Genomic DNA, 15,018 nt, shown 5'->3' with positions numbered 1-15,018 from the left:
CTAGTTATTACGTGTTGAGGTAAATTCTCATATATTGTTTGGGCGTTAACCCAATCTGTCTTTTAAAGAATTTAGTCAAATGACTTTGATCACTAAATCCTACCAAAAAACACACTTCAATGGGCTTCACCCCTTGTTCTAACAGCCTTTTCGCATGATATATTCGAATCGTCTCCAAATAGCTGTAAGGCGATAGTCCCTTTTGTTTCGTGAATGATCTAAGCAAATGATACTTACTCCATCCTGTTAAGGCACTCAAATCGTTTAGTGTAATCGTTCTTGTGTAATTCTCCTCCAAATAGCTACACACCGTTTGAATTTCAATAGAGGGTTCATATGTTGTTGGAATGATTGTCAAGTCAGAATGCGTCTGAATGAGCTCTTCCATGAAGTATAAGAATAACTCTTCCTTCTTAAAATCATGTTCCTCCTGCGAAACCCTTATATGTAGTTCTTTTAAATTAGATACTAGCTCACTTTGGTATACTACACTTGGTTTGAAGAATGGAGCGTTGTCGCTACCATTAATCTCTAGAACAATCTTTTTCATGACTTCCGGTGTCACGTTGATGCATCGATAATCTAAAGTTTTTCCGTCAATCTGCTCGCAACTGTGCGTATCAAAAGGGTTGAATAATAATAAGTCCCCCGGATTAATGATGTATTCTTCGCCCTTGCACACTAAATAACGTTGCCCTTCTTCAATAAAGCCAATGACATAATATTCATGAAAATGAGCAGGGAATTTTTGCATGATTCCTTTGAATCGGTAGGCTTCTATGTTCAAATCAGAATCCAGATATATCGTTCGAATTTCATTTAGCATCCCAACTAACCTCCTTATCATGATGACATTTTTAAAAGTAACATATATTATAAAATTTTTCTTGTATGATATTGCTCATAAACAAGCGCAACGAATCCTAGTTGATTGGTTGCGCTTGTTTATGAGCAATAAGATTTTCGTTATCAAACTGAATAATTGTAATGCTAATTCAAACTATTATTAACATTTAAATACATATAATCCAAAATAGTGTATTATTAATTTCAAATAATTTATCACATTTTCAAAGAGGGGTGAAGTTTATCGTTGTATGACTATTTTTGGGTACTCTTAATTAATACATTGTATTTTTAAAATCAAAAAATTAAAGGAGATTCACATGGCAATGTTACATTATCTAATACCAAGTCATTTGTATTTACATGTTAAATGGTTTATAGCTGATGATGGCTGGATATCCAAGCCTCTAACAAAGATACTCACACCTGATTTTATATTCTGGCTTTGTATAACCTTACTTGTGTTGTTGTTTGCAACGATCATAAATAAAGAGATTGAACGTAATATATTCGTTAGCAAAATATTAGATTTCTTAAATCGCTTTAACCCCTACCAATTGCTGATCTTCCGGGTTGGGGTTGGATTAGGCTTAATGTTGCAGCTTTGCACGGGGTCATATCTAGCACCTACGTTTCTAATAGATTCTTGGTGGGTATACGTATTACTTATCGTTGCCATCATAGGTTTATTTCATAGGCGACTGTTGCCTGTGAGTGGATTTGCAATCGCTTTCTTATATCTGAATTCAGCATTACAATATGGACTATTTCATGCGCTTGATTACTTCTTCTATGTTGGAATTATTTATTACTTATTCGCTGTGAATAACAGATTTAAGGTATCGTCAATACGGGTACTATACACGCTTACCGGTATATCCTTAGCGTGGCTCTCTATGGAAAAAATGACTATGCCAGGTCTCACCCAGACACTTATTTATGAGTATAAGCTTCCAACATTGGGGTTTTCAACAGAAGAATTTGTACTAATAGCTGCTTTTATTGAACTGGCCTTAGGTTGGGTGCTCATTCTGGGAATCATGAACCGATTTACTGCACTGTTACTTACAGGAATATTTTTGACCACTACGACGGTATTCGGGTTCACGGAAGTTGTTGGTCATTGGATCATTCATACCTTACTACTCATGTTTCTAATTGAAGGTAAAGGAGCACCAAGCGCACTCTATCAGTTTCATCAGCCCATGTGGCTTCGCTGTCTGTTTGTGGTGGTAAACTTTTGTATGTTGTTGATTTGTTTGATGGCATTGTTTATTTGGATACAGCAATTTTAAAACAGCGTGTGCCGATTGAGTATCGGCACACGCTGTCTGCATAGAGCTATTCATCTGTATAACCATTGCTACTCTAGGCATTGTCCAATGAGAATTAGTTCTTAACTCGGCGGGCAAAGTCAACGAACTGAAACTTATCCAGTCTATGCCGCGATTCCGTATACTGAAACAGTGTCGTGTCCACCAGATACACATAGTTGCGGACCACAACAATATGCTGATAATCATGTAAGTCAAGCAGTAGCTTGTCTTCAGGGGTTACTTCTTCGACAGAAATTTCTTTTTTTGCGTAGCTAATTGGTAGATTCAACTTCTGCTCCAGATATTCATAGATAGAATTGGTGGCTGCTTCAAGAGATAGGGAAGGCACATATGTGGTCAAAAAATAATCTTTATCCAAGATAATCTTCTCCCCTTCAATCTCGCGTGCACGGACCACCTTCCACACCGGACCAGGTTCCTTCAGTTGTAAACACCTTCTAATCTCTGCAGTGCTAGGTACACAGTCGTTCTCATACACAATTGTACGTACCGAACGGCCCAATCGCTCAGACACTTCTTTGAAAGTGACTAATCCGGAAACGGGAAAGCTCATCCGTTGTGTATCAAGAACAAATGATCCCTTACCTTTGATTTTATGGATATATCCATTCTCAGATAGCATGTGCAGAGCCTTACGTACTGTTTCCCTTGATGTTCTGTACGCTCCGGCGAGCTCATTCTCCGAAGGTAATTTTTGTCCTGTGGAGAGCGAACCGGACTGAACCTGAGCAGAGTAGTCATTATAGATTTGCATATATATATTTTTATTCAATATTAATCACCATGCTCATATTACCATAATTATTAACCTTGAAGATAGATCTTAAGAATAGGAGAGGATTGCCCTTGTTCAGGATTCGAATTCACGATTTCCTCTACCCGTTCTATGACATCTTGCCCATCAGGAACTATAATCGGAGAAATCAATGGGTAACCCGCTGCCAAGATGGCCTCTCGGTCGAATTCAAGCAGTAGTTGACCCGATTTCACCTGATCACCCGTGGCTACATGGGCGGTAAATCCGCTACCCTTAAGTGAGACCGTATTTATTCCGATATGGATAAGAATTTGTACTCCCGAGGCATGCTCCAGAATAATGGCATGTTTGCTCTTGATGACATGTGCTACAGTAGCATCAAATGGTGCAACAACTTTCCCTTCGGACGGATCAATAGCAACGCCTTTCCCCATTTGTCTTTCAGCAAACGCTGGGTCAGGTACTTGCTCTAATGACACAACCTTTCCTTTTACAGGCAACATTACCTCAACCACATTGACAGCTGTAGCAGGAATGGAGACTTTGTCGGAGGCGGACTGTGTGAGAACCGGAGTAACAGTACTTTCAGTATTGTTTACGATATCACTATCCGGCTCTATGGCAATCACGCCATCGTCAGACATATTGTCTTCACTGTTCAAGTCATTAGTTCCACGGTTGCGGAATTTTCCGTATATTACGGTAGCGCTGAACGGAACAACTAGCACAATCACCATGCCGATAAAGAATACGCCCCACTGATTCGGGAAGATGGATAAGAATCCAGGAATCCCACCTACGCCAATGGAAGACGCGAGTACATTATTCAGCGCAAGTAACACACCTGCAATGGCCGATCCGATCATCCCGAAGATAAACGGGTATTTGAAGCGTATGTTAACCCCAAATATAGCGGGTTCAGTAACGCCAAGGAAGGCAGAAATGGATGAAGTGACAGCCAGGCCTTTTGTTTTTTCCTGTTTGGCCACAAACATCATGCCGAGTGCGGCAGCTCCTTGTGCAATGTTGGACAAAGCCAGCATTGGCCATAAGAAGGTTCCGCCTTCTGAACCGATAAGCTGGATATCGACTGCTAGGAAAGTATGGTGCATACCTGTAATAACAAGTAGCGAATATAGTCCCCCATAGATTAATCCACCTATCGCGGGGAAGCTACCAAAGATACTAACTAGTCCCGATGTAATAGCATTAGCAATAATAAAGGTAATAGGACCAATAACCGTAAAGGCTAGAAATCCAGTAATTAGAAGTGCTACTGGAGCGACAATTAGCAACTTAAATGAGTCAGGCACCTTTTTGTTCAGCCAGCGTTCCAGTCTCGCAAGAAAATAGGCAGAGACCAGAACTGGTAGCACCTGCCCCTGATAACCAATCTTGTTGACATGCCAACCGAACAGATCCCACACAGGAACCGTACCTTCTACCTTGGCATTGGCATAACCATAAGCACTGAGCAGATCAGGATGAACGAGAATAAGTCCGAGAACGATACCGAGTAGCGGACTGCCACCGAAGCGTGTTACTGCCGACCAACCGATGAGGGCAGGTAGGAAAGTAAAGGCAGTACTAGCTATCGTATTAATAATAGACGCAACGTCTTTCCATTGCGGATAGACATCGACAAGTGATTTACTATCGAAAAAAATGCCGGGACCCGTTAGAATATTATTAATCCCCAGCAATAGACCAGCCATAACGATAGCAGGAAGAATCGGAATGAAAATATCTGCCAGCATCTTGATTGCTCGCTGCAACGGATTCTGTTTCTTGCTAGCAGCATTCTTCACCTCATCCTTAGTAGCCCGGTTCCCACCGGTGATGGCAATCATTTCTTCATAAACTTTGTCAACCAGGCCTGGACCGATAATAACCTGGAATTGACCCTGTGTAGAGAAATGACCTTTAACTAGAGGATTGTTCTCAAGCGCCTTCGTATCGACTTTACTCTCGTCGTTGAGAGCAAGTCGGAGCCTTGTCACACAGTGTGTTGCGGCTTCAATATTCTCTTTTCCTCCGATAGCCTTCACGATTTGTTCTACATCTTGCCGATTAATAGCCATATTAACGCTCCTTCACTTCATTGTTTAGTTCTATCGGATAATCCACATATAAGACGCATAGGGCATGAGTTCAAGTGTCTTTCCCCATGAAGGAGACTGGTGGGTATTGCCGATTAGTAATTCCGTATCTCTGCCTTCTGCACGGGGGGTCCAGAAATCCTCTGCAAAAGTAAATGATGTCTGCTTGCTACTGAAATTGGAAACGATAATAAGCGTTTCTGAATCCGTCATTCGTGCATAGGCGAAAATTTCAGGGTGCTGATCATCCAGTCTTTTGAAGAAACCTTCAGTTATAACAGACTCCTGCTTCCGTAGTTGAATCAGTTTTTTATAATGTGAAAGAATTGAATCAGCATTCTCCTGTTCTCGTTTAACATTAATTTCCGGATATCTTTCGTCTAATTTGAGCCAAGGTTTACCACTTGTGAATCCAGCATTTTCAGTATCATCCCACTGCATCGGGGTCCGGGAATTGTCGCGTGAGCGTTCCCGTAAGACTGTCATTGCTTCTACACTGGTAAGCCCTCGCTCCTGTAGAATTCGGTACATATTTGTTGATTCAATATCATTGAATTCGCTAATATCGTGCCAGTCGGGATTGGGCATCCCAATCTCTTCACCTTGATATACATAAGGGGTACCCTGTAGTCCGTGCAATGTTATAGCTAGCATCTTAGCGCTTTCTGTGCGGTATTCTCCATCATTAGCGAACCGGGATAACGCACGCGGTTGGTCATGATTATTCCAGAATAGTGCATTCCAGCCACCTGAAGACTGCATTCCGGTCTGCCACTTAGTGAACAATCCTTTCAGTTCTTCAAAATCATATGGCTTCAGTTCCCACTTCTGTCCATTCTTATAATCCACCTTCAGGTGATGGAAATTGAAGGTCATCGAGAACTCTTCTTCCTGTGGGTTGGAATAACGTATGCAATGTTCCAGCGTAGTTGATGACATTTCGCCTACAGTTACAAGGTCGTACGGTCCGAAAACCTTCGCATACAGCTCCTTAATATACTCATGAACCCGTGAACCATCTGTATAGAACTTCCGACCGTCACCGGGAGCAATACTTCCGTCATCATCAGGAAAGTTCTGATCCTTAGAGATCAGGTTGATTACATCCATCCTAAACCCTTTGACACCCTTCTCCACCCAAAAGATCATTAGATCTGCAACTTCCTGTCTAACCTTCTCATATTCCCAGTTCAGATCTGCTTGTGTCTTGTCAAATAGGGTAAGAAAATACTGTCCTGTAGTCTCCTCGAATTGCCATGCTGACCCACCGAACTTCGACTGCCAATTATTAGGTACGCCACCACCCGGAGCAGGATCTCTCCAGATATAATAATTGCGATATGGGTTGTCCTTTGATTTCTTTGCCTCCTGAAACCACTGATGTTCCGTGGAAGAATGGTTGACAACAATATCTGTCATCAGATGCATACCGCGTTTCTTCAATTCTTTCATCAGTTCCTCAAAATCTTCCATCGTCCCGAAATCAGGATCGATCTGACGGTAATCCGCAACATCGTAACCGTTATCATTTTGCGGAGATACATAGATCGGTTGCAACCATACAATATCAATTCCCAGTTCCTGCAGATAATCGAGCTTTCCGATTAGCCCCTTGATATCCCCTGTACCGCTACCAGTAGTATCTTTAAAGCTCTTGGGATATACCTGATATACAGTTGATTTCCGCCACCACTGTTCTTTAGACGCATTTAGCATTTATAGTCCCTCCTAGATGTTATGTAAACGTGTACATGTGAAATAATAAAATTACCAATCTTCAGCAATGAATACATTAGGTTTTGTTTGACAACCTGTATATACAAGATAGAATCTTACACCTGTATATACAGGTTGTCAAACTTAATAGGGTTTTTCATCTCAACCTTGTTCATAACCTATATTTTGTTTGTTACAAAAAAGTACAGCTATACCATTTAATTAAACAATATCAATTGGTTATAAACTTAGCGTGTGTTTGAAGCCCGGCAATTTATCGTATCGTGTCTCTTTACCAGAGCGTATATAATAAGACCTTTTTTTGAGCATATCTTTTGATAAATTGCCGCCTATATAGCTTTGCATATCTCTATTATTCTGTTTCTTGATATAAAAAGAGTCGAACGATTCACAATACGCTGTGAATTGTCCGACTCTTGAATTTTTCAATAATCTACTTGTTAGATTCTACTTCTTCGATAAAGCTCCTAAAGTTTTCAACGATTTCTTTTGATTTAGTATGATGTAAATAATGTCCCCCTTCAAGTTCTATTAATTTTCCGTTCACAGAATTCTTTATCTGTTCTTCATGCAGAGGTATCCATCCTTCAACATCCGTATTATTCTCTTCTAAAAAGAATATAACAGGAAGATTTGACGGGAATTTAAAGGTTTCGGCAGCTTTAAAATTATGTTGGAAATTTTCCCCTTCACTTATGATATTTGGGTTCATTGCGTTCTTAAGAGAAATTATTCTAATTTGTTCTCTCGTTGTATCATCAACTGCTAGTGCAATATGTTGGTCTGGGGCTAGTTTCATTATCAATCTGTAAAAACCTGATTTTTTGAGGAATTTATAAATTCCTGTCGGGTACTCATCATCCGTACCACCTTGCGTTGGAACACTGCTATCAATCCCGACAAATGCACTCACTTCGTATTCATATTTGTTCACATATTCTAATCCGTAAATTCCAGCAATGGAGTGACCCATCAGCGTGTAACGATTAATATTAAGTTTTTGTAAACATTCATGAATTTCAGCTACAATATTTTCAATGGTTCGCTCTTTGTCTGATACATCACTTAATCCATAACCAAAAGGCTCAATCACGACTACTTTGTAAAATGGAGCTAGCTCTTCTACGAGTGGCTTAAAATCAATACCTGGCGCTCCTGTTCCATAACCTGGTATGAGTACAACTGTTTCTTCGCCTTTGCCTTGAATCGTAACATTCATATTTTTTCCATCTACGGATACAAGCTGACCATAAGATTCTATTTTACCGTTCTCCACTTTGTTGCAGACAATATTAACGGTATACACAATGGCTAGAAAAACACCTATTGCTACAAGGATTGCTCCTATTGATATAAGTATAAATTTAAGCATTTTTTTCATAATTGAATTTCCTTCCTGATGTTTGTTTCGTTTGTATTCATCCATTAATAAGATTCGTACCAATAAATTTCTTCATTAAATTATTCGGCCTTTACAATCTCTCCTTGCACAGGGGTGATCCCTTCCTTCCAATTAATATTAATCGAACGAGACTTGAATAGTTCTGCACCGTCTGACACCTGATAATGAAGATGCGCTTCGCTAGAATTGCCTGAATTGCCAAGCAAACCGATTTCCTCACCGCTACTCACCTTATCGCCTACTTTAACTTTAACGGAACCTTTCTTCAGATGAGCCAGTACGCTATATTCTCCGCCATGGTCAATAACAATCTCATTACCAGCAGGTATTTTTTCGTTCATCACGCCAACGGGCTCATTATCCGGAATATCATTTACGATCGAGACCACGGTTCCGTCTGCTGGTGCAAGAACGGGTTGACCGAATGCATAATAACTTTCATTTTTCAATGGATCGCCTTTATAGGAATAGCCGTCCTTACTCTGCACAATGTCATAGGCATATCGCTGACTTTCATGTTCGTAGTGGTAATTAACTAGGACATTCGTTCCACCCCAGACAATATACCACTCCCCGCTCAAGGGCCAATTGTATTTAATATTAGTCAGGCGATTGTCCGTTTCTGGAAAAGAAATCAACTCCTTGACCAGAAGTCCCGATATGGCTCCTTTTTCATCAAAAATACTAGTCAGTCCCATGTTACCTGAATTGCTTATCCATGAACGTTGATCGCCACCATTATGCTGCATGACCGAGGCCTGCTTGAACGAATGAATGCCCTTTAGTAAATCTGGCGCCATACTTACAAAATCAACTTCGCTCAACTGTTGTTTGAACTCATCACTAAAATAGGCATATACTTTCGCATACTTCCCATCAAGGAGTTCCACAGGTACTTCCTCTGGCTTCATTGTTTGCACCTCAACCTTCGTTGTTTCTGTTGGTTTTTCTGTTGTTATTGCCGTATTTTCTCCACCGCATGCCGTTATGATAGCTACTAGCGCACTAACTGCCAGTACTGTTTTGCTATAGTGGATGAGATCCAGCCTGTTCTTTCTAGTCATCTTGTTCATCTCCAGAACCCCCATATTTTTAAATACCATTTTGTCTCCCTAATTCTAACAAACCATTCTTAGGTCCCGTATAACGCAAACTTAACGATGTCTTAACTCTCATCTATGACTTCAGGGGACAATTAAGCTTCCGTTAAGGTAGCGCCTCGTTCGCGTCCAAGAAATCATGATATGATGGAATGAACGACTATGGTGAAGAAAGGAATGAGAACATGAACACTGCGGAAATTCTACTTGTCGATGACGAGCAATCCATTCTTGAACTCATGTTGACTGTCCTTCGTAAGGAAGGATATACGAATATAGATACGGTCATGACTGGTGAAGCAGCAATCGCTGCATGCGAAGCGAAAATCTATGATTTGATCATATTAGATGTCCTCTTACCAGGACGTAGCGGAATCGAAATTTGTCCATTTCTCCGTCAAACGACGGATGCTCCAATCTTATTTCTAACTGCACGAGAATCTGACTTTGATAAGCTGACTGGATTTGCTGTAGGCGGCGATGATTACATTACCAAGCCATTTAATCCGATGGAAGTTATTGCACGGATACGCTCGCATTTAAGGCGTTACCTAGGAGCTAAGCATGTAGCTAAAGTACAGCATTCTAACAAAAGAAACGTGATGTATGACTATGGACATTTCTTGGTTGATGAAACAGCCGGCATGCTTCGCGTTGATCAAACGGTGGTAGCCTGTCCAGCGCTAGTCTTTCAGTTGTTGCTCTTCTTATGCAAGAATCCTAATCGGATTTTCAGTAAAAGCGAGTTATATGAAAGCGTCTGGGGGGAAGAAGCACTACACGATGACAACACGGTCATGGTTCATATTCATCGCATCAGGGAAAGGATTGAGCCTGACCCTGCATACCCGATCTTTATCGTTAACGTTAGAGGACTTGGGTATAAGCTTGTACAAGCAGAAACTTGGAGTTCCCAACAATTATGAACATCAAACGGAAACTAACGATAAGATTCGTGCTTCAGCTAGCTACCGCCGGTGCATTCGCGCTTCTTATTGCTGCAGTTACGCTTTTTTGGATTTTGGGTCGCTTAAACGATACCCTCATCTCCCAAGATTTTGCTTCTGTTGGATTAGCTCAGCTTGTGGAGTCCTCCGAACTAGATAAGGAGGGCATTCGTTTTGACCCTCATTTGCTTGAACAGGTAAAGAAAAACGGCGGATGGCTGCAAAGTCTTGATGAGAACGGTCAAGTTGAGCAATCCTACAATGCACCGAAGGATGTGCCAAAGAAATATGCGCCAGGCGAGTTCCTCTCCTATTGGACAGGCGCCAAGCCTTTCCCCTATCAGATCTATCTATGGATCCAAGAGAAGGACGGTCGAACATTTACATTGTTATATGGCGTGTCTAATGATATGGGCACGTTATTAGAACAAGTAAGTAGTCAAGGGTCATTAACTTCTAATGGAATTCTGATGTTACCTAACGAAGTAACCACACGCCTTAAGCATCTTAACGGTTACGTTCAATTACTAGATGCATATGGCTCCGAACTAGCTGCCTTCAATCGACCTGCATCTGCACCGAACACCTATACACTTCAGGAGCTTGCTCTACGCACAATGTACAACGAAAGATACGGCTTCCATCTATCCTCCGTATATGTTAATGAAAGCGAACTTACCTGGGTCGTCAGTCTTCCAAATGCTTTTGGCAAGCCTATAAGCGATAGTTGGTATTTATCTGCTGAAGCGAGAACGATATTCATCGGTATATTTGTAATGTTCTCAACTATATTATTGTCATTTCTCTTGCTCTCACTATGGCAGGCACATCGGTTTGGCGTCCCGTTGCTTCATATCCTCACATGGCTCGACGATCTCGGTAATGCTGTATACCAAGAGCCAGTAGATCATAGAGGCATTCACCGCAGCCGGATGCGTTCAGGAAAATGGAAGCGTCGTTACCGAATTTTTGCTGACGTTATGTATTCAATAGACAAGCTCTCAGGCACCTTACAAAGAGATCAGGCATTGCGTCAGCAAACGGATAATATGAGGGAAGAATGGATTGCTGGAATAACCCATGATCTGAAAACGCCTCTCGTTTCGATTAAAGGCTATGCGCACTTGCTTGCTGAACCGCAATATGAATGGACGGCAGAAGAGATTCGTAAGTTCTCGGGTACAATGTTGGAGAAGTCTGCACATATGGATATGCTGATTAATGATCTTGCGATGAGTTATCGGTTGAAGAGCGGTGTCCGACCGCCAGAGTCCGAGGAGATCGAGCTCAATAACTGGTTACAGAAAGCGTTAAATCAAGCGGCAACTAACCCTTTTTACAAGAAAGAAGCCATTGTCTACAATCCTTCTCCTATCGACATCACTGTTAATCTGTATACACCTTGGTTGGAGAGGGTCATTAACAATTTAATAGCCAACGCCCTTCTCCATAATCCACCAGATACGATACTTACTGTCTCACTTATGCCAGACAAAGGTGGTATAGGACATACTATCCAATTCGCTGACAACGGTACGGGTATGGATGTAAATACTGCAAATCGATTGTTTGAGCGATACTACCGAGGAACCAATACCTCTTCGACTTCGAACGGTACAGGTCTTGGTATGGCCGTATCCAAAGGGCTAATCGAAGCCATGGGTGGTCAAATTATCGTAGATACGGCTTTGGGAAAAGGCACTGTCATTCGCCTAATTTGGGGTGAAGATGATCTTACCATTAAGAGCTGAATGAAAAGTAATTTACGACTAACGACATTAAAGCTCATACAAATAAAAAAGAACACCGGTATTTTTGAGGTTGCTCAAAGTTACCGGTGTTCTTTATATAAAATAGCCTTTACTACGATTAAACCAACAATTCAATGAACTACTTCTTCAACGAAATGTTAAATGAAGAGCCAGCCTTACCAGCAAATACAACCGTTCCGTTCTCAGGGAGAACAACTTCATTATTTCCGCTGATCAAGGAGTAATTCACGCATGTTCCTTTACCGTCGTATACCGCAAATGCTCCTTGTTCTGGCATCACTACGGTCATCTTCTTACCTTCAACTGCTTTGGATACGCTATACCATCTGGCGTTGCCATCCGTTTGGACAGTTACCTTAGATTGTTTCCCATTATAGAGTGGCAATACTTTATCCTCACTGACATACAAGCTTCCAGCTGCCTCGAGGTACTCTATACCGTCCTTCATGTAAAAACGATATTCAGCCGTATCCCGGCTTCCCATGGCAGGAATTTGATGCTGGCTTTCAGCAGTATCGGGGCCTGTAATTTTTTTGTCTCCTAGATAACCTTTCAAATCTTTGGCACGGGTAATCTGGATTGTTGGGTTAATAATCATGTAAATGAGAGAACTGAACTTCTCACTCACAGGGTAATACGTTTCCCCTTCTCTCATTGCCCATATAGCTTCTGTCTCTTGAGATAGCTTATTGATCTCCAACTTCTCAACTAAATAATGAGATAGAGCCAATTGTCCCAACTCAGGAACGGATGCATATTCTCTATTCCACAGGTAGGTTCGACCATTTTTTTCAGTTACAATACTGATCTTCGAGGATCCTTCTGGGTTAACAAAAGACCCTTCCGAGGTGTACATATATTTTTGTTCAGGATATTCGGGAATACTAGGTACCGATAATGATAGCTCTCCATCCTTTATAGCAACTTTAATTTGTTGATTGGTAGTACCATAATAGCCGGAGTACTTTGTGATGTCGTTAGGCATGTCAGCCTTGACAGGAATGACGAATGATTTCTCCGGTATAATGTCTTTGATTGTGCCCTTCTCTTTCATAGCTTGTAGAAGAAGTTCGTTAGCCAGAAGTCCGTTCGTCGAACTACTACCTCCTGACGATAGAACTGCAGCAGCCATGTTCTGCTCTGGAAGCACTACAAGGGAAGCATGATACAGAATCGTGTCTCCCCCTTTGCTGAGGCCCTTTATTTTATAGTCGTTAAACGGAAACAACCTTACACTATCCCAGCCAAGCCCAAAGTCAATCGAATTATCCGCTTCTTTGGTCCACAACCCCTTTTTGTATTCCTCTTGTTCCATTGTCCGTGCCGCTTTGTCTGAGAGGATACCATTCTCTTCTTTTGTGAAAATTTGCGAGAAACGCACCATATCCTCGGCAGTAGAATAGATTCCACCCGTTCCTATTACATTAATAGTTTCATTCGGAAGCTGCTCAAGAACCCCTGGATAATATAGTCCAGCCAGTTTGCTTGGTTCTAATATGTCTTGTGACGTTTTCGTATGGTTCATTTCTAACGGTTGGGTAAAATTTTGATGAATGAATGCCGTGAATTTCATTCCACTTACTTTTTCTACCAGAATCTCAGCCAGAGTGAATCCATCGTTACAATAAACAGAGAATGCTCCCGGGTCAGCTTTCAAACGCTGTGTAGACAACTGCTCCAGTAGATTATCGTGTGCATACGTGTCATTATCATTGAACAGAAAAGCATTACCCAGAGTCGACCCTTGAAGTCCAGAAGAATGGTTCAGAAGCATTCGGGGCGTAATTTGCTTATAACGATCATCTATCATCTTGAAATCATTTATGTACTCCACTAAGGGGGTATCTAGATTGATTTTGCCCACATCTACCAATTTCATGACGGCAGCTGCCGTAAACATCTTGCTCGTCGATCCGATACCATACATGGTTTCTTTGGTGAGAGGGATATTCCCTTCTATGTCGTTTAAGCCTGTCTGGCCCGACACTGTAATCTTGCCATTGTCGATCAATGCATACTGTACGCTGATCGTACCGTACTTTTCGGTAAGTAGCGCCGCTTTCTCAGAAGCGATCTTCGCCAGTACCTGATTTGTTGTTACAACTTCACTACTAGAAGCTAGCGCAGCTGTTGGGACAATCGGTGTTACCGCAATAGCAACGCTCAGCATCCATATCCATCTTTTTTTCATTAAACAAACCTCCTTAATTATCAAACTATGATATATTACGATATACTTGATAAAATGGTTCATTTTTCCTCTTTACAGAAATGTGGATCAGTCTATATTCTTGCAAGAGGAATGTGAATGGATAGCATCTTTGGTGCCTCTTATTGCAACCAAATTGCGAGCTTTCCATCTTGCGCTACCCATGGGGAATGAGACATTATTGGACGACAGTTCGGGTTCTGGCTTTGCAGTTATTTCTGATGAATTAGAGGTACTCTCTACGAATCCTAAAGCGGACCAATGGATAGAGAAACTAAGGTTATTGGAACATATCGAAAGTAACATATTACCTAGACCAATCCGGGCTGTGAGCATTCGAGCTCTCAACATCACATCCGAGTCTTCGGCTATCGCTAAGGCTTGTATTCGTATGTCCGAGGGACCTTATTTAGTCATTCGTGCTAGTAGGCTTAACTCTTTCGACGGTCATATACAACTTATAATAAGTTTCGAACCCGCTAGTCCCGCTGATATGCTTCCTATTATTGCAGAAGCATACGGACTGACGGATCGGGAGCAGCATATTGTAGACGGGGTGATTCGGGGACTATCCACGAAAGAAGTAGCTACGAATCTACATATTTCAGCCTACACTGTTCAGGATCATTTGAAATCCATTTTCACCAAGTCTGGTGTCAATAGCCGTAGAGAGCTTATCTGGCAGTTCCATTCCCGCTTCAGTTAATACCGCTGCTACTGCTGTGAATATTAGATGCTGTATTAATCAATTCGATGACACTTACAAAATAAAAAAAAGCCTGAAAATTCAGGCTTCTAAATTGCGTTCTATT

At 41.4% G+C, this 15,018-nt stretch carries 11 protein-coding genes; 4 read left to right on the top strand and 7 right to left on the bottom strand.

Translation table 11 applies throughout. The features are described 5' to 3' along the window. Nucleotides 1-7 precede the first annotated feature (7 nt). A complete protein-coding gene (locus PBAT_RS24355) occupies nt 8-826 on the bottom strand; it encodes an AraC family ligand binding domain-containing protein (RefSeq protein WP_068653234.1) in 819 nt (272 codons plus the stop codon). Between the two features lie 340 nt (nt 827-1,166). Here PBAT_RS24355 and PBAT_RS24350 point away from each other — a divergent pair, with 340 nt between their 5' ends. Then, nucleotides 1,167-2,141 carry a DoxX family membrane protein gene (locus PBAT_RS24350; protein ID WP_246168243.1) on the top strand — a complete coding sequence of 325 codons (975 nt, stop codon included), beginning with the start codon at nt 1,167-1,169 and terminating at the stop codon, nt 2,139-2,141. A 94-nt stretch (nt 2,142-2,235) separates the two neighbouring features. On the opposite strand, the gene treR is transcribed toward PBAT_RS24350, so the two are convergent. From treR to PBAT_RS24325, 5 genes are all read right to left on the bottom strand, one after another. Next, a complete protein-coding gene (gene treR / locus PBAT_RS24345) occupies nt 2,236-2,955 on the bottom strand; it encodes a trehalose operon repressor (RefSeq protein ID WP_068653233.1) in 720 nt (239 codons plus the stop codon). Between the two features lie 32 nt (nt 2,956-2,987). Continuing rightward, the gene (gene treP / locus PBAT_RS24340) at nt 2,988-5,021 is read right to left on the bottom strand and encodes a PTS system trehalose-specific EIIBC component (RefSeq protein ID WP_068653232.1); all 2,034 of its coding nucleotides are present in this window, start codon (nt 5,019-5,021) and stop codon (nt 2,988-2,990) included. A 30-nt stretch (nt 5,022-5,051) separates the two neighbouring features. Beyond that, nucleotides 5,052-6,755 (bottom strand): alpha,alpha-phosphotrehalase, encoded by a 1,704-nt coding sequence (gene treC / locus PBAT_RS24335; RefSeq protein WP_068653231.1) that lies wholly within the window; start codon nt 6,753-6,755, stop codon nt 5,052-5,054. Between the two features lie 454 nt (nt 6,756-7,209). Beyond that, on the bottom strand, nt 7,210-8,202 hold the full coding sequence (locus PBAT_RS24330) for an alpha/beta hydrolase (protein ID WP_068653295.1): 993 nt from the start codon (nt 8,200-8,202) through the stop codon (nt 7,210-7,212). 35 nt (nt 8,203-8,237) lie between these two features. Continuing rightward, nucleotides 8,238-9,251: a peptidoglycan DD-metalloendopeptidase family protein gene (locus PBAT_RS24325; protein WP_246168242.1), complete on the bottom strand. Its 1,014-nt coding sequence runs from the start codon at nt 9,249-9,251 to the stop codon at nt 8,238-8,240. Nucleotides 9,252-9,463: 212 nt separating this feature from the next. On the opposite strand from PBAT_RS24325, the gene PBAT_RS24320 reads away from it, so the two are divergent. Next, complete coding sequence (locus tag PBAT_RS24320) at nt 9,464-10,204, top strand: response regulator transcription factor (RefSeq protein WP_068653293.1); 741 nt, start codon at nt 9,464-9,466, stop codon at nt 10,202-10,204. Continuing rightward, nucleotides 10,201-11,976 (top strand): sensor histidine kinase, encoded by a 1,776-nt coding sequence (locus PBAT_RS24315; protein ID WP_068653230.1) that lies wholly within the window; start codon nt 10,201-10,203, stop codon nt 11,974-11,976. Before PBAT_RS24320 ends, PBAT_RS24315 begins: the two co-directional genes overlap by 4 nt. Before the next feature lie 139 nt (nt 11,977-12,115). Here the strand turns inward: PBAT_RS24315 and PBAT_RS24310 are convergent, their stop codons facing one another. Next, nucleotides 12,116-14,188: a serine hydrolase domain-containing protein gene (locus PBAT_RS24310; protein WP_068653229.1), complete on the bottom strand. Its 2,073-nt coding sequence runs from the start codon at nt 14,186-14,188 to the stop codon at nt 12,116-12,118. 82 nt (nt 14,189-14,270) lie between these two features. On the opposite strand from PBAT_RS24310, the gene PBAT_RS24305 reads away from it, so the two are divergent. After that, the gene (locus PBAT_RS24305) at nt 14,271-14,912 is read left to right on the top strand and encodes a helix-turn-helix transcriptional regulator (RefSeq protein ID WP_248912459.1); all 642 of its coding nucleotides are present in this window, start codon (nt 14,271-14,273) and stop codon (nt 14,910-14,912) included. The last annotated feature ends 106 nt before the right edge of the window (nt 14,913-15,018 follow it).

The sequence above is a fragment of the Paenibacillus antarcticus genome (genome assembly GCF_001637225.1).
Lineage (GTDB): Bacteria > Bacillota > Bacilli > Paenibacillales > Paenibacillaceae > Paenibacillus_AQ > Paenibacillus_AQ antarcticus.
Note: the sequence above shows the minus strand (reverse complement) of the source record. Positions and strands in the feature narration are given on the sequence as shown.